The sequence below is a fragment of the Desulfosarcina sp. genome, from assembly GCF_046496365.1.
In the GTDB taxonomy this organism is placed as follows: Bacteria; Desulfobacterota; Desulfobacteria; order Desulfobacterales; family Desulfosarcinaceae; genus Desulfosarcina.
Genome location: NZ_JAWOHB010000136.1, coordinates 1 through 26,980, shown reverse-complemented (window position 1 = coordinate 26,980; position 26,980 = coordinate 1). Strand labels below are relative to the sequence as shown.

General features: G+C 55.6%; 30 protein-coding genes. 16 read left to right on the top strand and 14 right to left on the bottom strand.

Annotated elements, in window-relative coordinates; genetic code table 11:
- Positions 1-123: 123 nt before the first annotated feature.
- Positions 124-387, bottom strand: a complete 264-nt coding sequence (locus tag R6V78_RS12940; protein ID WP_410289781.1) for a hypothetical protein — start codon at positions 385-387, stop codon at positions 124-126.
- A gap of 225 nt (positions 388-612) precedes the next feature.
- Between R6V78_RS12940 and R6V78_RS12935 the strand changes: the two genes are divergently transcribed.
- Positions 613-2,043 carry a sigma-54 interaction domain-containing protein gene (locus tag R6V78_RS12935; RefSeq protein ID WP_410289780.1) on the top strand — a complete coding sequence of 477 codons (1,431 nt, stop codon included), beginning with the start codon at positions 613-615 and terminating at the stop codon, positions 2,041-2,043.
- Between the two features lie 9 nt (positions 2,044-2,052).
- Here R6V78_RS12935 and R6V78_RS12930 read toward each other — a convergent pair whose 3' ends face one another.
- The 8 genes from R6V78_RS12930 to R6V78_RS12895 form a co-directional block, all read right to left on the bottom strand.
- Complete coding sequence (locus R6V78_RS12930) at positions 2,053-2,409, bottom strand: antibiotic biosynthesis monooxygenase family protein (protein ID WP_410289779.1); 357 nt, start codon at positions 2,407-2,409, stop codon at positions 2,053-2,055.
- Between the two features lie 98 nt (positions 2,410-2,507).
- Positions 2,508-2,834: a DUF5320 domain-containing protein gene (locus tag R6V78_RS12925; protein ID WP_410289778.1), complete on the bottom strand. Its 327-nt coding sequence runs from the start codon at positions 2,832-2,834 to the stop codon at positions 2,508-2,510.
- The gene (locus tag R6V78_RS12920) at positions 2,822-3,085 is read right to left on the bottom strand and encodes a hypothetical protein (protein ID WP_410289777.1); all 264 of its coding nucleotides are present in this window, start codon (positions 3,083-3,085) and stop codon (positions 2,822-2,824) included. The genes R6V78_RS12925 and R6V78_RS12920 overlap by 13 nt, the downstream gene beginning before the upstream one ends.
- A 75-nt stretch (positions 3,086-3,160) precedes the next feature.
- Positions 3,161-3,487: a DUF134 domain-containing protein gene (locus tag R6V78_RS12915; protein ID WP_410289776.1), complete on the bottom strand. Its 327-nt coding sequence runs from the start codon at positions 3,485-3,487 to the stop codon at positions 3,161-3,163.
- A gap of 235 nt (positions 3,488-3,722) precedes the next feature.
- Positions 3,723-4,385, bottom strand: coding sequence for a DUF1638 domain-containing protein (locus R6V78_RS12910; protein WP_410289775.1), 663 nt, complete (start codon positions 4,383-4,385; stop codon positions 3,723-3,725).
- A 9-nt stretch (positions 4,386-4,394) separates the two neighbouring features.
- The gene (locus R6V78_RS12905) at positions 4,395-6,305 is read right to left on the bottom strand and encodes an FAD-dependent oxidoreductase (RefSeq protein ID WP_410289774.1); all 1,911 of its coding nucleotides are present in this window, start codon (positions 6,303-6,305) and stop codon (positions 4,395-4,397) included.
- 581 nt (positions 6,306-6,886) lie between these two features.
- Positions 6,887-7,318, bottom strand: coding sequence for a thioredoxin (gene trxA, locus R6V78_RS12900; protein WP_410289773.1), 432 nt, complete (start codon positions 7,316-7,318; stop codon positions 6,887-6,889).
- A gap of 188 nt (positions 7,319-7,506) precedes the next feature.
- Positions 7,507-8,874, bottom strand: a complete 1,368-nt coding sequence (locus R6V78_RS12895) for a sigma-54 interaction domain-containing protein (protein ID WP_410289772.1) — start codon at positions 8,872-8,874, stop codon at positions 7,507-7,509.
- Positions 8,875-9,118: 244 nt separating this feature from the next.
- Between R6V78_RS12895 and R6V78_RS12890 the strand changes: the two genes are divergently transcribed.
- From R6V78_RS12890 to R6V78_RS12835, 12 genes are all read left to right on the top strand, one after another.
- On the top strand, positions 9,119-9,412 hold the full coding sequence (locus R6V78_RS12890; protein WP_410289771.1) for a sulfurtransferase TusA family protein: 294 nt from the start codon (positions 9,119-9,121) through the stop codon (positions 9,410-9,412).
- The gene (locus R6V78_RS12885; protein ID WP_410289770.1) at positions 9,394-9,648 is read left to right on the top strand and encodes a sulfurtransferase TusA family protein; all 255 of its coding nucleotides are present in this window, start codon (positions 9,394-9,396) and stop codon (positions 9,646-9,648) included. The genes R6V78_RS12890 and R6V78_RS12885 overlap by 19 nt, the downstream gene beginning before the upstream one ends.
- Positions 9,649-9,658: 10 nt before the next feature.
- The gene (locus R6V78_RS12880) at positions 9,659-10,084 is read left to right on the top strand and encodes a hydrogenase iron-sulfur subunit (protein WP_410289769.1); all 426 of its coding nucleotides are present in this window, start codon (positions 9,659-9,661) and stop codon (positions 10,082-10,084) included.
- A gap of 102 nt (positions 10,085-10,186) precedes the next feature.
- A complete protein-coding gene (locus R6V78_RS12875; RefSeq protein WP_410289768.1) occupies positions 10,187-11,494 on the top strand; it encodes an FAD-dependent oxidoreductase in 1,308 nt (435 codons plus the stop codon).
- A gap of 97 nt (positions 11,495-11,591) precedes the next feature.
- Entirely contained in the window at positions 11,592-13,517 is a 1,926-nt protein-coding gene (locus R6V78_RS12870) for a CoB--CoM heterodisulfide reductase iron-sulfur subunit A family protein (RefSeq protein WP_410289767.1), read from the top strand.
- Positions 13,518-13,570: 53 nt separating this feature from the next.
- Entirely contained in the window at positions 13,571-13,864 is a 294-nt protein-coding gene (locus tag R6V78_RS12865; protein WP_410289766.1) for a hypothetical protein, read from the top strand.
- A 27-nt stretch (positions 13,865-13,891) separates the two neighbouring features.
- Positions 13,892-14,194: a 4Fe-4S dicluster domain-containing protein gene (locus R6V78_RS12860; RefSeq protein WP_410289765.1), complete on the top strand. Its 303-nt coding sequence runs from the start codon at positions 13,892-13,894 to the stop codon at positions 14,192-14,194.
- The gene (locus R6V78_RS12855; protein ID WP_410289764.1) at positions 14,195-15,124 is read left to right on the top strand and encodes a (Fe-S)-binding protein; all 930 of its coding nucleotides are present in this window, start codon (positions 14,195-14,197) and stop codon (positions 15,122-15,124) included.
- 69 nt (positions 15,125-15,193) lie between these two features.
- Positions 15,194-15,568, top strand: coding sequence for a DsrE family protein (locus R6V78_RS12850; RefSeq protein ID WP_410289763.1), 375 nt, complete (start codon positions 15,194-15,196; stop codon positions 15,566-15,568).
- A 77-nt stretch (positions 15,569-15,645) separates the two neighbouring features.
- Positions 15,646-16,347 carry a hypothetical protein gene (locus R6V78_RS12845; RefSeq protein WP_410289762.1) on the top strand — a complete coding sequence of 234 codons (702 nt, stop codon included), beginning with the start codon at positions 15,646-15,648 and terminating at the stop codon, positions 16,345-16,347.
- A 13-nt stretch (positions 16,348-16,360) separates the two neighbouring features.
- Complete coding sequence (locus tag R6V78_RS12840) at positions 16,361-17,080, top strand: methylenetetrahydrofolate reductase C-terminal domain-containing protein (protein ID WP_410289761.1); 720 nt, start codon at positions 16,361-16,363, stop codon at positions 17,078-17,080.
- Between the two features lie 24 nt (positions 17,081-17,104).
- The gene (locus R6V78_RS12835; RefSeq protein ID WP_410289760.1) at positions 17,105-18,001 is read left to right on the top strand and encodes a methylenetetrahydrofolate reductase; all 897 of its coding nucleotides are present in this window, start codon (positions 17,105-17,107) and stop codon (positions 17,999-18,001) included.
- 13 nt (positions 18,002-18,014) lie between these two features.
- On the opposite strand, the gene cytX is transcribed toward R6V78_RS12835, so the two are convergent.
- From cytX to R6V78_RS12815, 4 genes are all read right to left on the bottom strand, one after another.
- Positions 18,015-19,277: a putative hydroxymethylpyrimidine transporter CytX gene (gene cytX / locus R6V78_RS12830; protein WP_410289759.1), complete on the bottom strand. Its 1,263-nt coding sequence runs from the start codon at positions 19,275-19,277 to the stop codon at positions 18,015-18,017.
- On the bottom strand, positions 19,277-20,152 hold the full coding sequence (galU, locus tag R6V78_RS12825; RefSeq protein ID WP_410289758.1) for a UTP--glucose-1-phosphate uridylyltransferase GalU: 876 nt from the start codon (positions 20,150-20,152) through the stop codon (positions 19,277-19,279). Before galU ends, cytX begins: the two co-directional genes overlap by 1 nt.
- 73 nt (positions 20,153-20,225) lie before the next feature.
- The gene (locus tag R6V78_RS12820) at positions 20,226-21,287 is read right to left on the bottom strand and encodes a branched-chain amino acid aminotransferase (protein WP_410289757.1); all 1,062 of its coding nucleotides are present in this window, start codon (positions 21,285-21,287) and stop codon (positions 20,226-20,228) included.
- Positions 21,288-21,432: 145 nt separating this feature from the next.
- Positions 21,433-22,530 (bottom strand): ABC transporter ATP-binding protein, encoded by a 1,098-nt coding sequence (locus R6V78_RS12815; protein WP_410289756.1) that lies wholly within the window; start codon positions 22,528-22,530, stop codon positions 21,433-21,435.
- A gap of 324 nt (positions 22,531-22,854) precedes the next feature.
- Between R6V78_RS12815 and ugpB the strand changes: the two genes are divergently transcribed.
- The 3 genes from ugpB to R6V78_RS12800 all read left to right on the top strand — a co-directional run bounded on the left by ugpB (position 22,855) and on the right by R6V78_RS12800 (position 26,088).
- A complete protein-coding gene (gene ugpB, locus R6V78_RS12810) occupies positions 22,855-24,168 on the top strand; it encodes a sn-glycerol-3-phosphate ABC transporter substrate-binding protein UgpB (RefSeq protein WP_410289755.1) in 1,314 nt (437 codons plus the stop codon).
- A gap of 102 nt (positions 24,169-24,270) precedes the next feature.
- Positions 24,271-25,161, top strand: coding sequence for a sn-glycerol-3-phosphate ABC transporter permease UgpA (gene ugpA, locus R6V78_RS12805; protein ID WP_410289754.1), 891 nt, complete (start codon positions 24,271-24,273; stop codon positions 25,159-25,161).
- 6 nt (positions 25,162-25,167) lie between these two features.
- On the top strand, positions 25,168-26,088 hold the full coding sequence (locus tag R6V78_RS12800) for an ABC transporter permease subunit (protein WP_410289753.1): 921 nt from the start codon (positions 25,168-25,170) through the stop codon (positions 26,086-26,088).
- 173 nt (positions 26,089-26,261) lie between these two features.
- Here the strand turns inward: R6V78_RS12800 and R6V78_RS12795 are convergent.
- Positions 26,262-26,980: HAD-IIB family hydrolase (locus R6V78_RS12795; RefSeq protein WP_410289752.1), on the bottom strand; the 719-nt coding region annotated here is incomplete at its 5' end.

The window sequence follows — 26,980 nt, the reverse complement described above, 5'->3', positions numbered from 1 at the left end:
CCATTCCACAAGCTTGTTCCTTCTTAGCCCGCCGGATACGGTACGGTGCATGTATACGTGATGGTGCATCTCAGGTCAAGGTGGTGGTCGGGAGATGGATAGAAATTTTGAAGGCGATGGCTGTTAGTCGCAATCCGGGTGAAGTTCTCCATAGGGAATTTTTTCGCCTGGTTTCCAGGTTGAAAAGTCATGGTTGATCACCGCATCGCCGCGCTGTACCTTGCGTTTAAACCAGACAATCCGCGTGTCGCACTCCTCCACCGTTTTTCCCAGTCGGCGCATGCGTTCTTCAAGTGCGTTTTCAGCGGTTTTCCGACTTTTGTGCACGGATATCACTCTTTTTTGCGGTTTGTCCAATTCGTGGGTGTCGTAGATTAATCCGAACATATACCACCTCCTTTGTTCAGGTCCCTGATCCGGGTCTCGGTTGGGATCCTCAGGGCGCGCCTGAATGCGTTGAAATGCATGTTCAATGCCAGATTGCCATTGGTGCCGGTAATCACAGATTTTTGTAGAGCAAGGATTTTTTGCCTTGACCGCTGGCGCTGTTTGGCTTTAAAAAGGTAACGAATAGTAACGTTATTGTAACGCAAATCCGGTGCAGGAGAAAAAATGGACGACAAGATTCATGAAATCTGGAACGTGCGATTTATCAACCGGATTATTGATTCCATGGCCGATGGGGTGTTTACCATGGATGCAACCGGATGCATTTCTTCATGGAATCCAGCAATGGAGCGGATCAGTGGGTTTTCGGCCAAGGAGGCACTGGGACAAACCTGCCAGTTGCTTCAGTGCAGTCGCTGTTTTGGCAAAAAATGCCCGGCCAGCATGGAAAAATGCCGGATCGTGGAAAATGGACAGTCAGAGGCCAAGGAGTGTCATCTGAGGCACAAGAACGGCCATGATGTTGCGGTGATCAAGAATGCCAGCGTCGTCAAAAACGACGCTGGGCAGGTCATCGGGATCGTCGAGACGGTCACCGACATGACCGAGCTTATGCAGGCACGCAAAAAGGCCGAGGAAGCGGTGATTCGGTTGGGAGAGCTCCACCGGATGGACAACATCATCGGCAGGAGCAGGGCCATGAAGCAGGTGTTCGAGGCGATCCGGGCAGCCGCCGCCAGCGAGGCGACCATCCTGATTCAGGGGGGCAGCGGTACCGGCAAAGAACTGGTTGCCGGCGCCATCCATTTCAACAGCGACCGCCGGGAAGGCCCCCTGGTGGCGGTAAACTGCAGCGCCCTGTCCGAAAACCTGCTGGAAAGTGAATTGTTCGGCCACGTCAAAGGTGCTTATACCGGCGCCAATCGGGATCGCATGGGACGCTTTGAAGAGGCCTCCGGAGGAACGATTTTTTTGGATGAAATCGGTGAGTTGAGCCCGTATATTCAGGTGAAGTTGTTGCGGGTGCTGCAGGAAAGAGAGGTCGAGCGCGTGGGGGATTCGCGAAGACATAAGATCGACATCCGAATTATTACGGCCACGCACAAAGATCTATATTCCCGGGTACGGGAAGGGCTTTTCAGGGAGGATTTGTATTACCGGCTGAAAGTTTTTCCCATCCACCTGCCACCATTGCGAGAGCGTAGGGAGGATATTCCGATTCTCGCCGACCATTTCATCCAACGCATGAACAAAAAAACAGGCAAACCGATCACGGGCCTTTCAACGGCGGCAATGCGTGTATTCATGGATCACCCATGGCCGGGAAACGTCCGTGAACTTGAAAATGCCATTGAACACGCCTTTGTGTTATGCAACCGCAAGGCGATCGATATCTCCGACCTCCCCATTGAAATTCGTCAGCCGGAGCATTGGATCCAGTGTAACGCCAGCGTCGAAGGAAATTTTTCGTCAAAACACGTTCGCAAGAAATTATCGAAGGAAATTTTACGTGAACTCCTTGATGCGTGTGATTGGAACAAGGCAGAGGTGGGCCGACGAGTCGGTTTGAGCCGGACAGCCATATGGAAGTATATGAAAAAGTGGCACATTCCTCTTCAAAAAGAAGAAAAATCCCGGGCCGGCGCCACACCTTGAACATCACCGTTATAAGGGAGCCTCCGTTAAGGGCACGTTTCCCCTGTCTGTATACCTTGGCATAATTCCGCCCACAAGCGGTTCGTAAATGCGGTATTCGGTTGCTTCACCCGTGAAGGTGTCGATTTCGCTCTGGATCGCTGTCCGCGTCTCGCTGTGAAGCCACGTTTTCCAATCTTCCACAGATCGCCACGTACTTCTGACCAGATATTCGTCATCGCCGGCAGGGTCAATGCATTTTAGTGTTTCACCTGAAATATAGCCTGGTTGGGCCAGGGCGAGGGAGCGCAAACGGACGACCAGCGGGGCTAGTACAGCCTCTTTTTCCTTGATAAACCGTCGCCTGATCAACACTTGTATCGCCATTGGTACTCCTTTCTATTTATTTTGGGATGACAGTGGGGTACCGGTTTGGCGGTGTATGAATTGCGAAATCCCGTCAGGCCGGCACCCCGGATGCGTTGTTATGGGGACCCTTCCTTTTCCAGCTCGGCGATTCTACGCTGGATGGATTCAAGGGATTGGCGCATGGCGTCGGCATCGGCCCGGAGCAGCTCTATTTCATCGGTTTGACTTGCCGGGTACCCGGTATCATAGGCCTGCGGAAAGAAACCCCGGCCGTAACCACGACCTCTGCCGTATCCGCGTCTGAATCCCATTGCTCTGCCATAACCATAGCCGCTGCCGAAAGCAGGCAGGTTGGCTGCGACCCCTGTACGCCCGCAGATTCCCCTGCGACCACCGGACATCGGCCCGGCCCCCATGGGCCCACTTCTGTCTAATCCTGGCATGTTACTGTCCTCCTTGTTCGGGTTCTGGGTAAAGCGTAACCTGTTTCAGTATCAACGCGCTTGACCGCCACCGCGACCGCGTCCCGGGCCACCTCCTTGTCCGCGACCGCCACCCCGGCCTTTACCCTGGCCGCCACCGCGACCACTGCCTTTGCCTCCCTGACCTTGCGGTTGGACCGGTTGGCCGTTCTGGCCACAAGGTCCCTGTCCCCTGCCTGATTGTCGACCCTTTCCATCCGGGCCTTTTCCATCTCCTTGGGGCATCCTCTTCACCTCCCTTCTTGTTTATCGTTATTCGTTATGCGGATTTCCTGAATTTATTGACACTACTCCCGACCCCGTCGGCAACGGCGCTGTCGGCCACCGCCGCGCATGGCATAGCTGCCACCGTTGATTTTCAGAGCTTTTCCGGTGACCAGTGCTTCGCCGATGATACCGCGAGCAGTGTATAGAATCCTGCCATAGGTTTGGCGAGACACCTGCATAAGGTTGGCAGCCGATTCCTGGTCCATTCGCTCGAAATCGCTCAATCGTATCGCTTCCAGTTCTTCGACAGTCAGCATCACTTCCCCGGTGATCGGCATACCCTGCGGGACAAAGGCGGCGATGGTCGGATAACCGGATACGAATCTTGTTTTTTTGGGTCTCGGCACGTGTCATCTCCATGTATTGATCATTTGACCAAAAAATAATTCAATTAAAATGTGATGTCAAGGCGAATTACAGTCTTTTGATCAAAATAGATTGTGCCGAAGACGGCGGAGGCATCGACATCAGTGGGTGATGAAAAGTTTTCCTGAATGCGAGAGGGGGTTAAGCATCGGCAATCATTTTGAGGACAATCTGTCCTTGATCGGACTGGATATGGGGATGCTTGTTTGGCCACCCTTACACGCCGTTGCCGTGCAGCTTTTCGGCTTGCTCGGTGAGCAGCATTTTAAACCGGTCCAGGGTCACCGGATAGGGGATGATGGGAATGCCCATCCAGTCGGAATATTCCAGAAAGTCTTCCGGGTGTTCGGCCATATAGGTATCCAGATAACCGATTCCATCCAAAACAACGGCGCCGCCGGTATGCCTGGGAAAATTTTCGTTGGCCAGCCCCTTGTCCCACCCCTTGAAAACCTTGTGGCGAAACTTGATCCAGCCGGGGGTCATCCACCAGACCTTTTCTCCGCCGGCCACTTCGGCGGCAATGGCTTCCCGTTCGGCTTCACTGGCGAGCATGTCCATGCAATGGGTGGCCTGAATCCGTGTTACACCGGCCCCCTGCTTGGCGATGATTTGCTGCATGGTGCGGGTCGGCTCGTCGGCGTTGACGTAGCAGAACTTGCCGCCGTAGACCACCAGTACCTTGTCCGCTTTATCCCTGGCTTTGGTGATCCGATCGAGCAGCTGACGCGCCAGCTCATGGATGTCTTCATGAAGTCCCGGTGTGGTGAAAAACAGATGTTCCGTATCCAGAAACCCTTCGGATCGGAGATGGTTCAGCTCGAGGCTCAGGGTGCCGCAGGAAACGATGGCAATGTCTACAAAGGATATGTCAGTCATGAAAACCTCCTAGTACTTTAGTGCCAGCGCGTAGCCGGCATGTACGGCCGTGTAAATGTCCATGACCCTTTCAGCGTCGCCGATCACCTCGACGGCTGCCGCAGCCTTTTCGATGGCCGGTTCCGGCCGGGGTGCGGATAGCATCCCCGAAGCCAAAATGACCGTCTCAAATGGTTCCAAGGCCAGGGTTTCGCCATCCTTTTCCACCACCACCCTGTCGGCTTCGAAGGCCTTGACTGTCGTGTGAGGCATCAGAGTCACGTTGTTCATTTGGTCGATGTGCATCAGGGTCAGCTTCTTGGTGATCATCTCCATCATGCTGCCGATGGGATCCGTGCGTTTGGTGGCAGTCACATCCAGACCCTCCTTACCGAGTTTTTCCGCGATTTCAAGCCCGGTCCGGCCGGCGCCGATCACCAGGACCCGCGGCCCCCTGACCGGTTTCGCGCCGCTGAAGTATTCCAGGGACGTCATGGTGTACTGGCGGTCGAGCCCCTGGATCTCAGGAATTTTCTGATGAGCCCCAGTAGCCCATACCAGCAGATCCGGTCGAATGTCATTGATCAGAGCTTTGTCCACGGTTTTTCCAGTCAGCACAACCTCGGCATGGGCTATAGCGCTGCATGCCAGATTGTCCAGACTGTCCTGCATCTTCTGTTTACCCGGTGCCTGCCACGCCAGGTTGAACTGCCCGCCGAGCTGCTTTTCCTTTTCGGCCAATGTGACCCGGTGTCCGCGTTTGGAAAGGTACAGAGCGGCGCTCATCCCGGCCGGCCCGCCGCCGGCCACCAGAACATTCATGGGGTGAGCCGATTGTTCCAAGGCCGGCTGCCCGATCTCCGGATTGACGTTGCATCCGATGGGCTCTCCATTTTTGACACGGTGCAGGCATCCCTGCAGGCAGTACCCGCATGCTTTCACCTCATCGGGTTTCCCGGATTGCCACTTCTCGATCAGGTCAGGATCGGCAATCAGGGGGCGGCCCAATGCGACTAGGTCGGCCAGACCTTCATCGATTACCTGAATAGCGCGGTCCAGGCGACCCATCCGGCCGGCCGCAATCAAGGGTAAATCGGTTTGCGCGCGGACCCAGGCAAGTGCATCCATCTGGGGTTTTTCAGGCAAGCGGGCGTGATGGAAATACCATGGCGGACTGAAGCATGCCGAGCCCATCCCCACATGAACGGCACAGATTCCGGTAGTAGCCGCCAATTTCAGCAGGGGCGCCAGATCCTCCGGTTGGATACCGAACGCCGGCGACATTTCACTGCCGGATATCCGCAGGATGCAGGGAAGATTCGGGGCACCTGCGTTTACCGCCGCCAGCACCTCCCGGGCGAACAGCAGGCGGTTCTGGCCGTAGCGATCCGTTCGCTGGTTGGTTTTCCCGTTGAGAAACTGCGACACCAGGTATCCGTGGCCGCCCTGGACTTCGATCGCATCAAAACCGGATAGCGAGGCCTTTTCCGCTGCCGATCGATATCCATCTACAATTGCGCCTATTTCCGGTTCGGTCAGCGGTTCGGAGGTCGCGCCGGTGGTTGGACAGGTCATGGTCGAGGGGGCTTTGGGATTGATGCCCGTTGCTTTGGGGTTGGCCGCTGCACCGGCGTGGTTGAGATGCAAGCATGCCAACCGGTCTTTTGTATGGATCACAGCTACGATTTTTTTCAGTTCGTCGGCACTTTCCGGATGATGGACGCACAGTTGTTTGGGATGTTCCTTGCCCTCCACAGTGACCGCCACCGGCTCAAGGATTAACAATCCCGGCCCATGTTCGGCAATTTGCCCATAGTAGGTTAGATGCCGATCGGTCACATTGCCCTTCGGCGTGCCGCAAGCCGTCTTAATCGGTGGAAAGATGAACCGGTTGGCAAGCGTCAGCGTCCCCAGAGTCATTTTTTCAAAAAGTCGTTGCATGGCAGTCTCCTTTTTTGGCATGTGCTGTCGTTTCAAGCGCTTGAGGGAGCTTCTTTTGGAACTGAAAATCGACGAAGCGCGCAATCATATTTTGGCGGGATCGGTCATTAGCGACTCTGATTCTCCAGCATGGCATTGAGTTATCAATGGTGCATCTCAATTTTTATGCCAACTGGGGCGTGTAGGGCCTTCCCTACTCGAGATACCCGGTCGCTTGACGACCGCTTTGTCCCGAAAGGTGGTGGCCATGCACGCCGACCTGGGGAAAAGCCTCTGGATTGGGATCGAGACCAGGGGCAAGGGCCGGCCGGTACATGGATCGGGCCGGCACCGTTACCTAAACACGTTGAGGACGATTGGTAGCGTTACCATGCTGCTTTTTCCCTCGGACCGCTGCAGGGTGGGGCAGTGTATTTCTGGAAATGGTTCGGCGTCTCTGCGGATTTTTAAACCATGGAATTGCCGATCTTATCGCATCAACGATTTCAGATGGGGGTGACACGTGTTGCCGACTAACACGAATAACCATCTTCCTCATCGCTACGACAAGCCCGGCAATCGATCAACTTCGATAAACGATGCTAGTTGACGATGAACGGCGTCGGCATTGTTTTTCCGGCAAGGGCCTTTTTGATCGCATCTTCGAGAACGCCCTGGGATACCATGCCAGTGATGGCGTTGACGGCTTTTCTTCCCTGAAAGATCATCAGGGTGGGGATGGACTTGATGCCGTAGCGCTCGGCGACGGCTGGGTGGTCATCCACGTTGCACTTGGTAAAAATCATATCATCCTGGTAGGCTTCCGCCAGCGCGGCGAACGCTGGTGCCATGGCCTTGCAGGGGCCGCACCAGGGTGCCCAAAAATCAACGATTACGGGTTTGGCTTGTTGGAGAACCTGCTGGTCGAACTGGTTGTTTTCGATTTCGGTGACAAACTCGGACATGGATCGATTCCTCCTTGATTGGTGTTGGCCTGAATTCCGAGGCCTTGAAGCGCTGTAGGATGATTTCATCTTTCCCCGCATATTACAACATTTGTGCCAAAAATGAGGAGGCCCGGACACGATGCGCATACATTTCATCGTGTCCAGGCTTCAGGAGGTGAGAGTAAGGTTGAGTGAATCAAAATGGAGGTATTGATTGCTTACTCTGCAGAAAAATAAAGCAAACGGTATGCCAACGTTTGATTTGTTTGGTTCAGCTACCGGTAAAGGTTGTATTTTTTAATCTGGTTCCACACGCTGGTTCTGGAAAGACCCAGCAGCCGTGCGGCTTCGGATCGATTGCCGTTGGTTTGTTTGAGGGCTTCGGTCAGCCGTCGCCGCTTTACATCGTCCATGCTTTCGGCTGGCGGGATCCGAACCTCCCTGCAGGTTGGCAGGGTCGCGCTAATCTGAGGCGGCAGGTGGTCGGTGCCGATCATGCCGCCAGGACAGCTGACAAATGCAAATTCAAAGGCGCTTTTCAGCTCCCGTACGTTACCTGGCCAGTGGTAGGCGACAAGATAGTCCATGGCTGTTTTTGAGATGCCGCCAAGTTTTTTATCGCTTTTCAGCAAGGTTCGGTTGAAAAATGATCGTGCCAGCAGCGGTATGTCCTCGAACCGTTCCCGCAGCGGGGGAACGCGAATGGGGATGACATTGATCCGGTAATAAAAATCCTCACGGAATGACCCTTCGGCGATAAGGTCCGATAGGTGGCGGTTGGTCGCGGAAATGATGCGCACGTCGACGTTGATGGACCGGTTGTCACCCACCCGCTCTACTACCTTTTCTTCGAGCACACGCAATAGTTTGACTTGGGTGGATAGCGGCAAGTCCCCGATTTCATCAAGAAAGATATCACCGCCATTGGCCGCTTCGAACCGGCCTTCACGGCTTTTGTGAGCGCCGGTGTAGGCGCCTTTTACATGGCCGAACAGCTCGCTTTCCAGAAGGGATTCGTTCAGGGCTGCGCAATTGACCTTCATGTATGGCTGTCTGCCACGGGCGCCGGCAGCATGGATGGCTCTGGCCACCATCTCCTTGCCCGTGCCACTTTCGCCATAAATAATCACCGGGGCATCGGATCGGGCGGCGTTGGAGATCAGTTCGAACACGCGCTGCATGGAGTCGCTGATGCCGATCATGCCGTAAAAACGGTCCTCGGCATCCAATTCCCGGCGGTAGCTTTCAATCTGCGTGTCTTTGGCCACCAGATCGGTGATGTCGGTCATGGTCTCGACGGCGCCCGTAACCTCCCCGTCTGTATCCCTGAGCACCGAGGCATTTTTGAGGATATGGACGATGCGGCCGTCTTTGCGGGTGATGCTGCATTTCTGCCGGTTCAAGTGGCCCTTTTTAAACATGACACACCAGTGGCAGCCTTCTTCCCGGCGTGCGATTTCGCAGGACGTGCAGTTGAGCGTGGTGCAGCGTTTCCCGACAATTTCGTGCCGGACATATCCGGTAATTTCCTCGAACGCCCGGTTGGCGGAGATGACAATGCCTTCCGGATTTACGATCATGACGCCGTCCTGGATCGTATCCACAACGGACTTCCAGTAATAGTTCAGGTCAAAAGTATTCATAGGCGCAACACTCGTTCAAATTGTTAACAGTTTGAATGTCCAAAAGGTTAACACATGAACAGTCTCTTGCCAATATTCAAAACGACCACGATCCTTTTGTCAATCCTAAAAATCATTTTAATAATTTGTTTTAATTTGTTTTTTTTGTTTTCTACCCGGTTTTTCACATGATGGCATTCCCATTGCTCTAAAGAAAACCGTCATCGAACCGGTTATATTCATTTTCGGAGATACAAGAGCCACCATGTTAACCTTCGATCTTCGTGAAACCCTGATTCCCTTTTCCCTGCTACAGGTTGCCAATGCTTTCAGACAGATGACGCCGGGCGAGGAGATGGAGATATGCGCCGGTGTCACCCGCATCGATGCCGCCATCTTGAAAGACGTCCTGCTGATTCTGCCGCAAACGGATTATGACCTGTTATCTATAGAAAACCGGTTGGGAGAAGATCCGTTCATGCGACTGATACTAAGAAAAAAGCAGTCACCGAAAACACACCAACAACAAGGAGATTCATCATGTCAGCAATCGATTTGAGTTCCGTTGAAGCGGCAAGTACCGTAGACGCCAGGGGAAGCGCATGCCCCGGCCCCTTACTGGAGGCCAAAAAGGGCATCGGCAAGGTCAAGGTTGGCGAAGTACTTGAAATCTACTCCAACGATTCAGGGACGCGGACCGACATTCCCGCCTGGTCAAAGAAAGTGGGTCACGCATACCTGGGCGTCATTGAGGCGGATGGGTACGACAAACACTTTGTGAAAAGAAACAAATAGGCGAAGCGATATGGCAGCCAATGGAAAAAATGGGAACCCGGAAAAAATCCTCATTCTGGCCACTGACAGTTGCGCATACCCGGGCGCAGATTCCGTTGGGCAGTCCCATTCGAGCTACCCCGGAAACACCTATATCCTCAGGGTACGAGCGCCGGTTCTCTTTCCGGAGCATTTCTATATCGACTGCTTCAAAAAAGGCATCGGCGGCATCCTCGTCATGTCCTGCGGTGAAGAGTGTCCATACGAGGGGGCATACAAGGCCCTGGCCAAACGATTGGACCGGGTCTACGCCAACATGAAGGAGCAGGGCCTGGATATCCGGCGACTGAGGCTGACAGCCATCTGCACGGTGTGCAACCGGGCCTTTCTCAACGAGGTCAATCAAATGAACAACCTGGTCAGCGAACTGGGACCGCCGGTTTTCGCTTCCCATTGAACGTTCGCCGAACGGGACCACCGCGTGCCGTTGACGACGGGATTGTCGGCCGCCGTCAACGGGCGCGGTTTCGGACCAGGCGGTTTTTAACAGGAGGAATGAATGGACGCCACGCGCGTATTAGAATTTGATGCACTGGTTGTCGGCGGCGGCATCGCGGGTCTGCAGTCGGCCCTGGATCTGGCGGATCAGGGATTCCAGGTAGCGATTGTAGACAAGGATGCATCCATCGGGGGGAAAATGATCCGCCTGTCCAAGGTGTTTCCCACCCTCGATTGTGCCAGTTGCATCACCACGCCCAAGATGGCGGCTGCCGCCCATCATGACAATATCCGCCTGTTCACCTATTGTGATATCGTTTCTCTGGACCGTCAGACGGGAATGGTCAGGGCGGCCGTCACCCAACGACCCCGCTATGTCGATGAACAGAAATGCATCGGCTGCCGGCAATGCGAATACAACTGCCCCGTTTACGTCGACGACGGTGAGCAGGGTGGATTTTCAGCCACAAAAGCCATCGCCATACCCTTTTCCAACGCCATACCGCAAACGGCTATATTGGACGTCGAAAACTGCATGCTCTGCGGCAAGTGTGCCAAGGTGTGTCCAACGGACGCCGTCGATTATTTCCAGCAGCCCGAGAACTTTGTCATCCAGGCCAAAACAGCGATACTGGCCACCGGTTTCGATGTCACGCCGCTAGAAAACAAACGGCAATACGGCAACGGCATGATACCCAATGTGATCACCGCCCTGCAGATGGAGCGACTGCTTGCCCCGCACGGTCCCTATAACCGCGTCTTGCGGCCGTCGGACGGCATGGAGCCCGATTCCATTGCCTACATCCAGTGTGCCGGCTCGCGGGACAAGAGCATGGGGGTTTCGTATTGCTCACGGGTCTGCTGCATGTATGCCATCAAGCAGGCCATGCTCCTCTCCGGGTCGCTGCCCCTGGCGGATATCACCATTTACTATATGGATATTCGCGCCTTTGGAAAAGGATACGAACAGTTCTATCAGAATGCCAAAGCCATGGGCATCGAATTTGTCAAAGGCAAAGTCGCCTCCATCGGTGAGGGCGAAAATGGAACGGTCTCTCTGCGCTACGAAGCCCAGAACGGCAAAGGGGTGACTACAGCCGATCATGATCTGGTGGTACTCTCATTGGGAATGATCCCCGGATGGAATCCTCAGGGCGTTTGTCCGGTCTCGGCGGATTCGGATCGATTCATAAAAACCATTCAGCCCAAACTGTCCCCGACACGCACCGATATGGAGGGGGTGTTTGTCGCCGGCGCGGCCGCCGGACCCAAGGATATCGTCGACACCATTACCGAGTCGGGGGCGGCGGCCATGGAAGCAGCCAAGTATCTGGAACGGACAAACCTATCCCGAAAAGCGGTGGCCTAGTTTTTTCGGCGTCGCGATCCTTTTTTTGGGTGGAACCCAACTGGAAGCCCGTGGATGAGAAAATGGTTTTGACATCCGACGTTTAGGAGATGCAGGAATGACCGACGAGAAGAAAAACAGCGACAACCATGCGGAGCAGGGAAAAGTAGGCGTCTACATTTGCTACTGCGGTGGGAATATATCGGATCACGTCGATGTGGAAAAGGTCCGGGACAGGGTGGAGAAACTGCCCGGTGTGTCCGTGGCGCGGACCAACATGTTCATGTGTTCGAATCCCGGCCAGGAGCTGATCATGGAAGACCTGAAAAGCGGAACCGTCAACCGGGTCGTGGTGGCGTCCTGCGCGCCCAGTCTCCATGAAACCACCTTCCGCAACACCCTGATTCGTGCCGGGATGAACCCCTATATTTACGATCATGCCAACATCCGCGAACAGGTGAGCTGGGTCCATCACGGAGAGGCCGCGACCGACAAGGCCACCCGCCTGGTTTCGGCCGCCGCTGCCAAGGCCGAAAAACTCAGTCCCCTGGAGCCGATTCGCGTCGATGCCACGCCTCACGCGACAGTTATCGGCGGCGGCATCGCCGGCCTGCGGGCAGCAGCGGATCTGGCCGACCGGGGCATCGCGGTCACCCTGGTCGAGAAATCGCCCTTTATCGGCGGTCAATTGGCCCGCCTCGACCGGGTTGCCCCCACCGGGGACAGGGCCCAGGATCTGGTGCAGGACCTTGCCGGACAGGTCCTGGCCAACCCCAGGATTACCGTACACACCTGTGCGGCGGTTGAGCAGTTCGATGGGTATGTGGGCAACTTTACGCTCGGGGTCAAAAGGCAAGCGCCGACCTTACCGGCGGGAGCCGATAACCGCAACGGGAAATGCCTGGACGGGGTCGAACCGGGCGATTATGTGCCTTTTGCCGGTGTCTATCCGAATCCAATTCCTGTGAAAGCCGAAACCCTCACCATCGAAACCGGCGTCATCGTGCTGGCCACCGGGTTTAAGTTCTATTTACCGCGTCGCGGAGAATATGGTTACCGGGTTTTTAAGGAAGTCATCACCCTGGCGGACCTAATCCGGATCCTGGCCGAAACACCCGCTGCTGGCGACCGGTTGAACGTCAACGGCAGACCCATCAGAAGCATTGCCATGATCCACTGCGTCGGCAGCCGCCAGATTCCCGGGATTCACCCTGAAGACGCGTCCGGAAAATTGAACGAGTACTGTTCACGGACCTGCTGTTCGGCAACCCTCAATGCAGCAACGATCGTTCGGCAAACATACCCCGGCACCAGCGTCTACGAGTTTTATCGGGATATCCGGACATACGGTCGCGGTCAGGAAGAACGCTACAACGATGCCGCCAAAAACAAGGTGGTTTTTTTGCGATATGAAGCGGAAGACCCGCCCAAAGTTGCTGAAAACATGGATTCCAGGGACTATCCGCTGCGGGTCAGCGTCAAAGACACCCTGACCTTCGGCGAAGCGGTTGACGTTCCGGCGGACCTGGTGGTGTTGGCTACGGGAATGGAACCGACCGGGATTTCCGAACTGGTGGATATGATGAAACTGCCGGTGGGTACGGACCGCTTTCTTCTTGAAGTCCATCCCAAGCTGCGTCCGGTCGAATTGCCCCAGGCGGGCATCCTGCTGGCCGGTACCTGCCAGGCCCCCATGGATATCGGCGAGGCATGCAATGGTGCAAGCGCGGCGGCAGTCAAGGCGGCAGCCCTGCTGGGCCGTGGCTATGTGGAACTGGATCCGTTTGTTGCTGAAGTCGATCCAGCAAAATGCAATGGAACCGGGTCCTGTGTGGACGCCTGTCTGATGGAAGGCGCCCTGCGCATGGGGGAAAAGGATGTGGATGGCCGCGTGGTGCCGTGCGCCGAAGTGACGCCGGCGCTGTGTACGGGATGCGGTGCCTGCGTGGCGGTGTGCCCGCAAAACGCCATCGACATCAACGGCTGGACCCTTAGCCAATATGAGGCCATGGTCGACCGGATCGTCGCCGATGTGGCGGCCTGACCCCCAATCCATAAGACCTGAAAAAGGCAACATTTTAACTAAGAGGCGAGGCAATGCATCAACCCGAGAAGGACCAGCAAGCCAAGAAAGCAGCCATGAAAATGCTTCGTGAAGAGCGGAAAACCTTGATCAAAGCAGCGTCAACAAAAATGAAGCACCAGAAAAATGCCATTGACGCCATTTTGGATCAACTCAAGGCCGGGGCAAAAACGGTTCCAGCCATTGCCGCGGCAACCGGCGCCTCAACGGCGGAAACACTCTGGTACGTGGCAGCCCTTAAAAAATACGGCGAAATCAAGGAAGCCGAAAAAGACGGGGGCTACTTCAAGTACGAACTGGCCAATTGAAGGCATGATCGCCCCAGGGAGGAAAAAATGGCACTGGTAAACCCGGATTTTGCCCAAGAACTCGCCGAACATGGAAATGATACGGCACTTGAATGTTTCAACTGCGGCACCTGTGCGGCGATCTGCCCGCTGGTTTACGAGCATTTCCCTCGCCGGATGATCCGCTATATCCAGCTTGGCGCCAAAGACCGGATTCTGGAAAATGCTCGGGAACTCTGGCGCTGTCTTCACTGCGGACTTTGCACCCAGACCTGTCCGCGGGGGGCGGACCCAGGAGAAGTTCTTCTGGGCTTAAAACGCTTTGTGGTTGCCGACTGGAGGAGGTCTTAAATGTACGACCCCAAGGATATTATCGATCTGATCGCCGACAACGTGAGAAAAACCAAAAATCCGTTCGGCATTCCCAAGTTCGCGATCAATAGCTGGTGGAAAAAAGCCAAGGTCTCCCAACAGGGGGATGCGCTGCTGTTTACCGGGTTGATGTATCAATTCGTTCCCTACATCGAAACGTCCACCTCCTATTTGACCCGCTTTGAGGATACGCCGTGGGCCGGCTATCTCAAGTACGGTAAATTTATTCCCAAATGGCTGTCCGGTTTGGGACTGGCGGCGATCACCCCCGAGCGGGAAAAAAGGAAATTCGACGGCATCCTGATGGATATTTCCGACATCCTGGGCAAGTCCAAGGTGGATTTTTTTTACGATCCCCGTCTGGATGACTACAGCGGTGTCCTGCTGTACGATCTTGGCGACCAGGATAGCTTTGTGCAGCACGCCAAGTACGTGGCCGCCAAGCTGAAACGAAACGGCATTAAAAAACTGATCACCGTGGATCCCCATACCACCTATGCGTTGAAAAACCTTTTTCCCAAATATACGGGAGAACGCTTCGAGGTCCATACCTATTTCGAATTATTGAATCTCACCTCGAAAAACGGCCACAAGAAGATTGCCTTGCATGACCCCTGCTTTTACGGGCGCTATCTGGAGCTGTCCGACATTCCACGCAAGGTGCTTTCCAGCATGGATATCGAATGCGCGCCCATCAGAAGCTCGGGACTGTTCACCAACTGTTGCGGGGGGCCGGCCGAATCCATATCGCCCAAGCTTTCCAAAGCGGTCGGAGAGCGGCGAATTGTCGAACTGGAAAAATCCAACGATCCGATTGTCGCCATGTGCCCCATCTGCCTGGGTAACCTCAGGAAGGCGGGCGCCGATGTGGAGGATCTGTCGACGGTACTTGCCCGCCAGGCCCAATAGTCCAAGGGGCTTTGTAGCATCGGGTAATTTTAAAAATGGAATATTAATCCCTTCATAAGGAGTTTAAACATGTCTGAGAAACAGGAAAAAATCCTTTATGTGTGCACCTGCGGAAAAGAACGGTCCGAGACCGCCCATATGCCTTTCGTGCTGGCCAATGCGGCCCTGGCAATGGATGTTCAGGCAACCATCGTGCTGAATGGGGACGGTGTCACCATCGCTCAAAAAGGCTACGCCGAGACCATGCCTCCCGGGGGCGGGTTTCCCCCCATGCAAAAGCTGGTTGCCGATTTCATGGAGCTGGGTGGAAAGATGTGGGTTTGCGGCCCGTGTATCAAGACACGGGAAATCGACGAATCGGCGCTGATTGAAGGGGCCACCATCACGGCCGCAGGGGCGGTGAACGTGGAAGCCCTGGAAGCCGATGCGGTGTTCGTCTTTTAAACCAAAAAGACTGTGGTCATTGGCCGCTTGAAAGCAACCCGTAACAGACCACCTAAAACGAAAAAGTGAGGCATGCCATGGAATTGGCAACCCCAAACGTTCTGCCCCATCGCGTAACCGATTTGATTTCCTTCAAAAATAGTGGCGCACCGGTTTCCGCCAGGGTGTCGTTTGAAATCCTTCCGGTCGATTTTGATCACCGCGACCACCCGTTTCAGGCCTATATCTTCCTCAGTCGATATACCGGCGATATCGATGGACAGGAATACGTGTTCAGGAAGTGCTATGCGCGAGGCTGCCCCAACAACCTGTGCCCTCATGTTTCCCAGGCCGTTATGATTGCCAATCGTTATTTGCAGCGGGACTATCGCCGTATGGAAGCCGCAGGAATCGAGATCGAGAAAAACCTTTTTTCTCTCGAAGAGATGATGGTTAAATTCGATACCACCCATCAGGCATATGGCTCGGTGATGGCTATTCACGACTATATCAACCTGGCCCGCGAAGGCACGGATGTGTCGGTGGAAATACAACTGGAATACGTGCCGGCGGTGGAGCATTTTGCAAGCCATAAAAATGCACAAATTTTTCTAATGGCTGATTTCAAAATTACGTGCCTTGGAAAAACCAGCCATGTCGAACGATGCCTGGCCTGCTACTCAAAAGAAAAAGAAGAAGAAAAACCGCAAACGATGGAAATTGCCAATGACCGCTTAAAACTTCTTTATGAGGAGTTTGAACGCGCATTCGTAAAATTCGGGCAACGCTTTTTTCAATAAGAGGGGAGCATTCATGCACGCTACCATACAAAAAAAAATTGGAGAAATTGTCGGCTACATCAGACCCGGGGAAAAGGTTTTTGTCGTCGGCTGCAACAACTGCGCATGGAAATGTCATTCCGGCGGACAGGAAGAAACCGAAAAAATGGCCGAACGCCTGACCAAAAGAGGCGTTGATGTGGTGGGTTTTACCGTTCCCGGCCCCCAGGGCATGTCCCTTTGCAAGCTTGATCACACCCGTAAAGTGCTCCAGGAAGATTATACGGAGCAGGTGAACAAGGCCGACAGTTTTCTAGTCCTGGGATGCGGCCAGGGCGTCCATACGGTCATCGATGCCACCGATGGCGGCATGGTGCACCCGGGGTGCGATACCATTTTCGGAGGTGAAACCGTTTCCGAATCCGATATCGAAGAGTACTGTTCCTTGTGCGGCGATTGCGTGATTGAGTTCACCGGCGGCCTGTGTCCCATGACCCTGTGCTCCAAACAATTGCTGAACGGGCCCTGCGGCGGCGCTGAAAAGGGCATGTGCGAAGTGGATAAAGAGCGTCCCTGCGGATGGGTCATGATCTATGAACGGCTCAAGAAGCTGGGACGGCTGGCCCTGCTGGATCCCTATCAAAAGCCGAAAAACCACGCCAAATGGAGCCGGCCCCGCACCCTTAAAGTCAGCGAAACCGAAGCGACCTTTTGCTCCCAGGCTGGCAGCGTCACGGTCAGCAACCAGGACTAAAACGATAAAATAAGGAAATTTGCCATGAAATTAACCACCTTGTTCGATAAAGGCGAATTCGTTGTCACCGGCGAGGTAGGCCCGATCAAAGGGGCCGTAAACCGCGACAAAAATATCGACCCGCTTTGCACCCAGGAGGCCAAATATCTGCAGGGCTGGGTGCATGCCGTCAATGTGACCGATAACCAGTCCGCCGTGATGCGGCTGGGGTCCCTGGCAGCCAGCGTTGGTTTAAAGCAAAAGGGTGTCGAGCCAGTTTATCAGCTTACCTGCCGGGACCGCAATCGCATTGCCTTGCAGAGCGATCTGCTCACCGCCTATTCACTGGGAATCGACAACGTACTGCTGCTCACCGGTGATCACATCCAGCTCGGCGACCACAAGGAAGCCAAGCCGGTTTTCGATCTGGATTCGGTTCAGCTCATCGATATGGCCATGGGTCTGCGCAACGGCCACGACATCACCGGCAACCCCATCGAGAACCCGCCGGACATGGCCTATGGCGCCGTGGTAAACCCCAATTTCGAACCCCTGGAACTTCAATTGATGAAAATGAAAAAAAAAGTCGACGCCGGCGCCGAATTTTTCCAAACGCAGGCGGTCTATGATCGCAACGTTTTTGAGACCTTCATGAACAAGGCCTCGAAGTTGAATGTTCCCATCCAGGTGGGACTGGTGGTGCTCAAGTCCCCGCAGATGGGTAAATTCATGAATGCGAATGTTTCAGGGATCGAGGTGCCGCAGCGCTGGATAGATGAAATCGGCAGTGTGGAAAAAGAAGACCGCAAGATGAAAGCGGCTGAAATGATGGGATTATTCCTGGCTGAAATTAAAACCATGGTTCAAGGTGTGCACCTGATGCCACTTGGATGGGCGGACATCGTTCCCAAAATTTTGCAAACGGCGCGGATTGCCATTTAGACGTACTCCCGATTCAGACTTTGCCCCGGGATATGAAATAGTAGCTCAGTCCGGCGACCAGCATTGAGGGAATCGACCCGCCGACAGCGTATTTCATCAGGGCAATAATCTCAAACGTAACGAAGCCGGCCGCCCAAGCCACTGCTGCTGTGATATTGACGCCTTTATAATACCAGTAAGGCCCGTCGACGGTGTCGATGGCCGCAAGCGTTAATTGGCCTTTGCGCAGCAGAAAATAGTCGGTGAGCACCACCCCGAACAGCGGCATGAACATGGCACCAATGAATAGCAGGAAGTTTTCATACTGCTCCATGGGAAACACCAAGGCCACCGCGATGGACAGAAGCCCTGCGATCCACATGACCGTGTTGGCCTTGATCTTCTGGGAAATATTCATCATGGAGCAAGTGGCCGAATAGATATCCGGAAAATCGGAGGTAATGGTGGAAAACACAACCATGATAAGTGCCGGAACCGCAAACCCGATTTTGCCCATGGTCTGAAGAATCAACCCACCTGGATCCGTTTCGCCGGTTACCAGGGTGGCCATCAACCCCAGCAGATACATCCAGGAAGAAACGATAAAATAGCCCCACCAGGTGTTCCAAAACGCCGAAGTGCTGTTTTTGGCAAAGCGGGAGTAGTCCGCCACCAGCGGCATCCAGGATATGGGCATGGCGATCACCAGATCGAGGCCGATCATAAAAGGCATCGGGTCGGTCTTGGCTGCCGCCGCCCCGCCGCCGAACTCACCGAGGGAGACCCAGCTCATCAGGACAATCACCAGCAGCAGTGCGATCACCGCTGTGGTTTGCAGTACTTTCCATATCGAGCTGCCGGTTCCCAGGGCCCACATGAGGGTCCCCAGGCCGATAAGCACGATCCAAAATGGTCTGGCAGCCAACATCCCTCCGAAGGGCTCTCCCAGCATGGCACCGGCTTGACCCCCGATGATCAGCATGATTGAGGCCCAGCCGATAAGCTGGATGATGTTGAAGACCGCAGGCAGGTTGGAGCCGCGGATGCCAAAGGCGGGCCGTACCGAGACCATGGCGCTGATGCCGTACCGAGAGCCGATGACGCCCCCCAACCCCATAAATGTGTTGCCAATAATGTGGCCCAGGATAATGGCCCAAAAGCCGGCCCAAAAGCCCATGGGGGCCAGAAACCCGCCGGCCCAGATTTCCGCCAGAGAAATCGCAACCCCCGCCCACAGGAGAAAATAATCGATGCCGTTGAGATTTCTTCCCGCGGCAGCAACTGGCTTGATATCCATCACGGAAATTTTTTGATCAGATTGCGAATAAAAGGAAGCAGTTGGTCACGTATGTCCGGTCGGTCAAGTGAAAAAGACAAATTGGCCATCTGGAAGCCGGCCTTGGTGCCGCAGTCAAACCGGGTGCCTTCATAACGGAAGCCATAAATGGATTGGGTTTTTAGCAGGCGCGCCATGGCATCGGTAATCTGAATCTCACCGTGGGCACCCACCTCCTTGCCTTCTAAAACGTCGAAAATCTCGGGCGTCAGGATATACCTGCCGATAATGGCCAGGTTGGAGGGGGCCTCCTCCGGCTTGGGTTTTTCCACCAAGCCGCGGATCCTGGTCACGTGATCAACGATCGGGTCTGCGTCCAGTACGCCGTATTTGCTCGTGTCTTCGCGGCGCACCTCCACAACCGACACGATTGATGACTGCAACCGGTTGAACTGCTCGATCATTTGCCCGATGACCGGCCGCTCGGCCTTGATCAGGTCGTCCGCCAGCAGCACGGCAAAGGGTTCGTTGCCCACGATGTTGCGGGCGCACCAGATGGCATGACCCAGCCCCAGGGGCTGGTTCTGGCGGGTGTAGGTGATGGTGCCGGTTTCCGGCACCAGGGAGTGAACCATTTTGAGTTCCAGGTCCTTGCCCTTGGAGAGCAAAAGCTGTTCCAGTTCACACGAATGGTCGAAATGGTTTTCGATGGCCCGCTTGCTGGCCCCGGTGACGAAAATGATCTCCGTGATGCCCGAGTTGAGCGCCTCTTCAACGGCATACTGGATCAGTGGCTTGTCCACGATGGGAAGCATCTCTTTGGCCATGGCTTTGGTTGCCGGAAGAAACCGGGTGCCTAAACCTGCAACGGGAAATACGGCTTTTCTGACTTGCATGAACCCTCCCTGGTTGAGATGTTTTATCCGAATTGCTTCAGGCGTCGGCTGGACAGCCCAGCTGAAAAACCGGTCAAACGGCTTCGATCCATCCCTGGGGGCCTTCGATGGTGCCGTATTGAATGTCCTGGATGGCCTGGAAAAACTTGTGGGCCATTGGGCCGACCCGGCCGTCGCCGATGGTGATCACCTTCTCTTCGTACTTAAGTTCACCAACCGGCGAAATAACCGCTGCAGTGCCGGATCCGAAGATTTCCTTCAAGTGGCCCGCGGCGTGGGCAGCCATCACCGCATCGATGCTGATTTTTCTTTCGGAAACCTTCATGCCCCATGACTTGCCCAATGCGAGTACCGAGTCCCGGGTGATGCCAGGCAGGATGCTGCCCGACAGCATGGGCGTGATCAGTTCGTCGTCGACAACAAAAAAGATGTTCATGGCCCCGACCTCTTCGACGTATTTCTGTTCAACACCGTCAAGCCACAGTACCTGGGTGTAGCCGGCCTTGTGGGCCTTATCACCGGCCAGCAGGCTGGCCGCATAGTTGCCCAGCGTCTTGGTGTCGCCCACGCCGCCGCGAACCGCCCGCACATGCTCTCTGGTTACCATGATCTTCACCGGATTGAAGCCTTCGGCGTAGTAGGCGCCTACCGGGCTCAGGATAATGAAGAAACGGTAGGTGTGAGAGGCCCGCACGCCCAGGAAGGGGTCTGTGGCAATGATCGTCGGCCGGATGTACAGAGATGTTCCCGGCGCGCTGGGCACCCATTCCTTTTCGACCCGCAACAGCTGTTTGAGCGCATCCAGGGCAAAGGCCTCGTCGATGGCGGGGATGCAGAGCTTGCGATTGGAGGCATTCAGGCGTTTGAAATTTTCCCGGGGTCGGAACAGCTGTACGCCGCCTTGTTTATTGCGGTAGGCTTTCAATCCCTCGAAGACGCCTTGACCGTAGTGCAGGACCATGGTGGAGGGTTCCATCACCAATGGTGCGTAAGGTTCGATACGGGGATTGTGCCACCCCTTTTCCACGCTGTAATCCATGTTGAACATGTGGTCGGTGAAAAGGGTGCCGAACCCCAGTTTTTTTTCATCCGGTTTGGCTTTGAGTTGCGCGGCTTTGTTGACGGCCACTTGCATGATGGGTCCTCCTCGCTGGTTGGAACGGTCGATCTCCGGTGTTCGAATCGAGTAAAATAAAATGGATTAAAGTGGTTCCGGAAATGCTTAGGCGGATAGTCTGATTCGCAATAAGTACACCTATTCTTTCCATTCATCAAGCCCATTAATAGATGGATTGGGTGGTGCCGGCATCGAACAGGTGCAGGTGATTCAGGTTCATGGCCATGCGCAGCTGCTGGCCGGCATGAAAGACGTTGCGGCCCTCGCTTTTGGCAATGAAGGGGATGCCATGAAAATCCATGTGCATGTGGGTTTCGCCCCCTAAAGGTTCCACAACCTCCACCGTGCCTGCCACCTTCCACGCCTCAGGAAACGGACCGTTGCCGTTGTCCAGGGTGAAATCTTCGGTGCGCAGCCCAACGATGACATCCGTTTGCTCGCCGACGGTCATTCCCGTCTTTGGCGGCAGTGGGATGCTGAAGCGGTCGTTGAACCGGATCATCAGGGTGTTGTCCGCCCGAACGATGCGTGCCGGTACCAGGTTCATGGGGGGGCTGCCGATGAACCCAGCCACGAATGTGTTGGCCGGATTCTGGAACACCTCCATGGGTTGGCCCACCTGCTCGATGTAACCGTTGCGCATGACCACGATCCGGTCGGCCAAGGTCATGGCCTCGACCTGGTCATGGGTGACGTAGATGGCCGTGGTTTGAACCTTTTGATGCAGCCGCTTGATCTCCGTGCGCATCTGGGTTCTCAGCTTGGCGTCCAGATTGGACAGCGGCTCGTCGAAGAGGAATGCTGACGGTTGGCGAACGATGGCGCGACCCATGGCCACCCGCTGGCGCTGACCGCCGGACAACTCGTGGGGTTTGCGCTTCAACAGCTCGCCGATTCCCAAAATGCGGGCCGCCTCGGCCACCCGCCGCTCTATCTCGGCTTTGGGGGTACGCTGGAGTTCGAGGCCGAAGCTCATGTTTTTATAGACGTTCATGTGCGGATAGAGGGCATAGTTCTGAAACACCATGGCGCAGCCGCGGTCCTTGGGGGCCACGTCGTTGACCACCCGGTCACCGATGCGGATCGTCCCTTGGCTGATCACCTCCAGGCCTGCCACCATTCGCAGCAGGGTCGATTTGCCGCATCCCGAGGGGCCCACCAGCACCACGAACTCCAGGTCCTGGATATCGAGGCTCACCCCATGCACCACCTCGGTCTTGCCAAATCGCTTGAAGACCTTTTCCAAAACCACACTGGCCATGCAACGCTCCTCCGGGATAAAATGATTTCCCGCTATTGCGGGTGGCCGCCGGGGTGGTCCTGCCGGCAGTTCGATCGCGACATTTTCCACCCAACAGCGAATAGTCGACGAAATCGTTTTTCTGAACAATGCCTACTGCTTTACTGCAATCGGCTGCACCTTTCAAGGCCGAAACAAGGCGGTGCTTCTTTGTTGCAGTTTCGGTCACCCTGGTATAAGGATAATCTTCGTGGTGCATCACAACCACTAAAACGCCGGCGATTGCCGGATTCCATGGTCTGATCATCTACCGAATCACCTCACATCAGCGAAAGGAGAACGCCTATGAAAAGATGGAACCTTGGTGTCTGGATTGCTGCCGCGGCCCTGGTAGTGGCCGTTTGCGGACCGGCCCTGGCCCAACCAACGACCCTGCAGTGGTGGCACTCGATGAAGGGAGCCAACGCCGACGCCCTCAACGAGATCGTGGCGGCCTTCAACGCCTCGCAGAAAGATTACGTGGTCGAGGCCACCTACAAAGGCAACTACGACGAGGCGGTTAACGCCGCGGTCGCCGCCTTCCGGGCCAAGAAGCAACCCCACATTCTTCAGTGCTTCGAGGTCGGCACCCTGACCATGATGCTTTCCGGGGCGGTTTATCCCGTGCACCAGTTGATGGCCGACACTGGCTATCAGATCGACTGGAACAAGTACCTGCAGCCCGTGCTGGGCTACTACGTCTCCGAGAAGGGCCAGCTCTTGTCCATGCCGTTCAACTCCTCGACCCCGGTGATGTATTACAACAAAGACCTGCTGGCCAAAGCCGGGCTGAGCGGTCCCCCCAGGACCTGGGACGAGGTCGGCGAATACACCGCCAAACTGGTGGCCGCGGGCGTGGAAGCCGGCCTGGTGACCGGCTGGCAGTCCTGGACCATGATCGAAAACTACGGCGCCATGCACGATCTGCCCTTTGCCACCAAGGCCAACGGTTACGAGGGGCTCGACTGCGAACTGGCCTTCAACAATCCCCAGGTGGTCAACCATATTGCCCGGCTCCAGTCCTGGACCAGCGACGGCCGCTTTGCCTACAGCGGCCAGAAATTCCAGGGCCCCCAGGCGGCCTTCACCGGCCAGCACGCCGCCCTTTACATTGATTCGGTGAGCCGCATCGGCGCCCTGAAAAAGACCTGCCAGTTTGCCTGGAGCGCGGCTCCCATGCCGGTGGAAGCCACGATGAAAGAGCCGCTCAACAGCATCATCGGCGGGGCTTCGCTGTGGGTGATGAAGGGCCATCCGGAAAAAGATAACAAGGGCGTGGCGGCCTTCATGGCCTTTTTGGCCAAAACCGAAAACCAGGAATTATGGCACAAGAAGACCGGCTATTTTCCCATCACCGTCGAGGCCTATGAAAACCTGAAAAAAGCCGGCTATTACGAGCAAAACCCCTTGGACGAAGTCGGCATCAAGCAGTTGATGCGGGGCACCACCAACAAGAACTCGCGCGGGATCCGGGTGGGCTACTTCATCCAGATCCGCGATATCATCAACGAAGAACTCGAGCATGTCTGGGCCGGCAAGAAAACGGCCCAGCAAGCCGTCGACGAAATGGTCAAACGGGGCAACGAACAACTGCGGTCCTTCGAAAAAACCAACAAGTAATCGGGGCTTCATCACTTCGGCACGCTGCGATGGAACGACCGGGAGGTGCTTTGCGGCCTCCCGGTTCCCATCGGCCGGATTTTTCAGCCGCCCGGATATCCCATGATCAAACGCGCCCATTTCAAGTCCGGTCTTTTACCCTACCTGCTCATCCTGCCCCAGATCCTGGTGACCCTGACGTTTTTCTACTGGCCGGCGATCCAGGGCATCCTGCAGTCCATGATGCTCAGCGATCCTTTCGGGCAGCGCAACCAGTGGGTCTGGTTCGACAATTTCAGTGACCTGTTCGCCGACCCCCTCTATCTGAAAAGCGTGGCCATCACCCTGGGATTCAGCTCAGCAACGGCCATAACGGCCCTGCTCTTCGGCCTTTTCATCGCCAGCCAGGCCAACCGGGCCCTGAAGGCCAAGGCGGTAATCCGTACCCTGCTCATCTGGCCCTATGCCGTGGCCCCGGCCATCTCCGGGATCCTGTGGCTCTTCCTGCTCCACCCCAACTACGGGGTGGTGGCCTTTTTTCTCAAGCGCACCCTGGGCATCGACTGGAACCCGATCCTCGACGGCTTTGACGCACTGGTGATGATCGTTATGGCCAGTGCCTGGAAACAGATCAGCTATAACTTCGTTTTTTTCCTGGCCGGGTTCCAGGCCATTCCGCACTCGCTCATCGAGGCGGCGGCCATGGATGGGGCCGGACCGACGCGCCGTTTTTGGACCATCATCTTGCCCCTGTTGTCGCCGACCCTCTTTTTTTTGATGGTCATGAATATCATCTATGCCTTTTTCGACACCTTCGGTGTGATTCACACCATCACCCAGGGAGGTCCGGGCGGCATGACCACAACCATGGTTTACAAGGTATACAAGGACGGGTTCGTCGGGTTGAACCTCGGGTCTTCCGCGGCCCAGTCGGTCATCCTCATGGCCCTGATCATCACCATCACCGTTTTGCAATTCAAGTATGTCGAACGCAAGGTACAGTACGCCGGATAGCCTGCTATGGTCGAAAAAACACCCATCCTGGATTTGTTGACTTACTTTTTTCTGGCCTTGGGCATCTGCGTGGTGGGCTTTCCCATCTTCTACGCACTGATTGCCGCCACCCTTCCCCTGGAGATGGTGGCCCGGGTGCCCATGCCCCTGGTGTTAGGGGACCAGTTCTGGGTCAACATCCAGGCCGCCTGGAACAAGGGGAACCTCGGCACCTTGCTCTTCAACTCGTTTGTCATGGCCGCCGGTATTACCATCGGAAAAATTTCCGTTTCCATGCTCGGGGCCTTTTCCATGGTCTATTTCGACTACCGCCTGAGAAGCGTGGCCTTTGCCAGCGTCTTTTGCACCCTGATGCTGCCGGTGGAAGTGCGCATTCTGCCCACCTACGAGATGGCCGCCAACCTCTTCGGCCCCATCCAGGCCCTGGTGGACCTGCTGCATATCGAAGGCGCAGTGAACTGGTTTTTGCAAAACGACATCCAGATCCGCCTGGAGTTGAGCCTCCTGGACAGCTACCCCGGCCTGATCCTTCCCCTGGTGGCCTCGGCCACCTGCACCTTTCTCTTTCGCCAGTTCTATCTGACTGTGCCCGAGGAGCTGTGCGAAGCGGCCAAGATGGATGGGGCCACCCCCATGCTGTTCCTGCGCAAAATCCTCTTTCCGCTTTCCAAGACCAACATTGCGGCCCTGGTGGTCATCGAGTTCGTCTATGGCTGGAACCAGTACCTGTGGCCCCTGCTGATCACCACCCGCCGGGAGATGACCACCGCCGTCATCGGCTTGCAGCATCTGATCCCGGATGTGGACGACGTACCGGACTGGAACGTAGCCCTGGCCGGGGCCCTGATCGTCATGCTGCCGCCCATCCTGGTGGTGTTGTTCATGCAGCGCTGGTTTGTGAAGGGGCTGGTGGAACGGGAAAAGTAGGCCGAGGGCCAATTAAGGGATTGGGTCTGCTGGAATTAAGGAATGGGTCACGTCTTCAAAACGTCGTCCGGTTTCGATCCAGTCGGATACGGTCTGCCACGAACCGGTGATCAAGAACCAGGAAGGCACGTTCAAGTAACTGGCGGCGATTGCGCATCGGTGTCGCGCCGTTCTCATCGATCCAGAAGAACCTTCACCATTTCGGCAAACCCGAACCCGCCCTCGGATCGGGTTACCCAGGTCGGCAGTGCATCCATCTGCGCCGTGAAGTCCCGGACATTGGCCACGCCCACGGAAAAGGGGAAAAAGCCGAACATGGGCGCATCGTTGGGCGAATCGCCGCAGAAGATCACCTGGTGGCGCACGGCATCCAGGCTTTCTTGAAACACTTCCTCGAACATCAAGCGGGACATGGACAATTTGTCGTAGCTGCCGAACCAGCCGTTGACGTGGATTGAGCTGATTTTTGCGGTGGCACCGGCCGCCTCGAAGATTGCCTTGATCGCCTCAACCGAGGGCATGGGCAGAGGTGGCACGTCTTCGCAGAAATCAATGGCCAGGTCCGCCTCCCGATAAGCCTGATCGGCAGCGATGGCGCATCCGGGAACAGCCGACAGCACCTTCGCCTGAATGGCGTCGAGCCTGGCCCGATCGGCGCATCGTTCATCTTTTGACTTCCAGTACCGTCGGATCATTTTTTTTTCACGGCCATCGTAGCGAAAATAGAAGGCGCCATTTTCCCCAACCAGCCCGTCCACCGGCCACATGCGGGCAATGTGGTCGCACCAGCCCGCCGGACGGCCTGTGATGGGAACAACCCGAATACCGCCCCGTTGAAGGGCTTCCAAGGCCGCAAAGGCGACGGCAGGCAGACGTCCGTTCACGGTAAGGG

What these genes read in the sequence shown, in the direction of transcription:
- R6V78_RS12840 (WP_410289761.1), top strand. Translation starts at nt 16,361, where the DNA reads ATGCACGCTACCATACAAAAAAAAATTGGAGAAATTGTCGGCTACATC.
- trxA (WP_410289773.1), bottom strand. Translation starts at nt 7,318, where the DNA reads ATGAAATCATCCTACAGCGCTTCAAGGCCTCGGAATTCAGGCCAACAC.
- R6V78_RS12885 (WP_410289770.1), top strand. Translation starts at nt 9,394, where the DNA reads ATGTCAGCAATCGATTTGAGTTCCGTTGAAGCGGCAAGTACCGTAGAC.
- R6V78_RS12910 (WP_410289775.1), bottom strand. Translation starts at nt 4,385, where the DNA reads ATGACTGACATATCCTTTGTAGACATTGCCATCGTTTCCTGCGGCACC.
- R6V78_RS12855 (WP_410289764.1), top strand. Translation starts at nt 14,195, where the DNA reads ATGTACGACCCCAAGGATATTATCGATCTGATCGCCGACAACGTGAGA.
- R6V78_RS12880 (WP_410289769.1), top strand. Translation starts at nt 9,659, where the DNA reads ATGGCAGCCAATGGAAAAAATGGGAACCCGGAAAAAATCCTCATTCTG.
- galU (WP_410289758.1), bottom strand. Translation starts at nt 20,152, where the DNA reads ATGCAAGTCAGAAAAGCCGTATTTCCCGTTGCAGGTTTAGGCACCCGG.
- R6V78_RS12820 (WP_410289757.1), bottom strand. Translation starts at nt 21,287, where the DNA reads ATGCAAGTGGCCGTCAACAAAGCCGCGCAACTCAAAGCCAAACCGGAT.
- R6V78_RS12835 (WP_410289760.1), top strand. Translation starts at nt 17,105, where the DNA reads ATGAAATTAACCACCTTGTTCGATAAAGGCGAATTCGTTGTCACCGGC.
- R6V78_RS12815 (WP_410289756.1), bottom strand. Translation starts at nt 22,530, where the DNA reads ATGGCCAGTGTGGTTTTGGAAAAGGTCTTCAAGCGATTTGGCAAGACC.
- R6V78_RS12940 (WP_410289781.1), bottom strand. Translation starts at nt 387, where the DNA reads ATGTTCGGATTAATCTACGACACCCACGAATTGGACAAACCGCAAAAA.
- R6V78_RS12890 (WP_410289771.1), top strand. Translation starts at nt 9,119, where the DNA reads ATGTTAACCTTCGATCTTCGTGAAACCCTGATTCCCTTTTCCCTGCTA.
- R6V78_RS12860 (WP_410289765.1), top strand. Translation starts at nt 13,892, where the DNA reads ATGGCACTGGTAAACCCGGATTTTGCCCAAGAACTCGCCGAACATGGA.
- ugpA (WP_410289754.1), top strand. Translation starts at nt 24,271, where the DNA reads ATGATCAAACGCGCCCATTTCAAGTCCGGTCTTTTACCCTACCTGCTC.
- R6V78_RS12865 (WP_410289766.1), top strand. Translation starts at nt 13,571, where the DNA reads ATGCATCAACCCGAGAAGGACCAGCAAGCCAAGAAAGCAGCCATGAAA.
- cytX (WP_410289759.1), bottom strand. Translation starts at nt 19,277, where the DNA reads ATGGATATCAAGCCAGTTGCTGCCGCGGGAAGAAATCTCAACGGCATC.
- R6V78_RS12845 (WP_410289762.1), top strand. Translation starts at nt 15,646, where the DNA reads ATGGAATTGGCAACCCCAAACGTTCTGCCCCATCGCGTAACCGATTTG.
- R6V78_RS12905 (WP_410289774.1), bottom strand. Translation starts at nt 6,305, where the DNA reads ATGCAACGACTTTTTGAAAAAATGACTCTGGGGACGCTGACGCTTGCC.
- R6V78_RS12875 (WP_410289768.1), top strand. Translation starts at nt 10,187, where the DNA reads ATGGACGCCACGCGCGTATTAGAATTTGATGCACTGGTTGTCGGCGGC.
- R6V78_RS12870 (WP_410289767.1), top strand. Translation starts at nt 11,592, where the DNA reads ATGACCGACGAGAAGAAAAACAGCGACAACCATGCGGAGCAGGGAAAA.
- R6V78_RS12935 (WP_410289780.1), top strand. Translation starts at nt 613, where the DNA reads ATGGACGACAAGATTCATGAAATCTGGAACGTGCGATTTATCAACCGG.
- R6V78_RS12850 (WP_410289763.1), top strand. Translation starts at nt 15,194, where the DNA reads ATGTCTGAGAAACAGGAAAAAATCCTTTATGTGTGCACCTGCGGAAAA.
- ugpB (WP_410289755.1), top strand. Translation starts at nt 22,855, where the DNA reads ATGAAAAGATGGAACCTTGGTGTCTGGATTGCTGCCGCGGCCCTGGTA.
- R6V78_RS12925 (WP_410289778.1), bottom strand. Translation starts at nt 2,834, where the DNA reads ATGCCAGGATTAGACAGAAGTGGGCCCATGGGGGCCGGGCCGATGTCC.
- R6V78_RS12920 (WP_410289777.1), bottom strand. Translation starts at nt 3,085, where the DNA reads ATGGAAAAGGCCCGGATGGAAAGGGTCGACAATCAGGCAGGGGACAGG.
- R6V78_RS12895 (WP_410289772.1), bottom strand. Translation starts at nt 8,874, where the DNA reads ATGAATACTTTTGACCTGAACTATTACTGGAAGTCCGTTGTGGATACG.
- R6V78_RS12800 (WP_410289753.1), top strand. Translation starts at nt 25,168, where the DNA reads ATGGTCGAAAAAACACCCATCCTGGATTTGTTGACTTACTTTTTTCTG.
- R6V78_RS12930 (WP_410289779.1), bottom strand. Translation starts at nt 2,409, where the DNA reads ATGGCGATACAAGTGTTGATCAGGCGACGGTTTATCAAGGAAAAAGAG.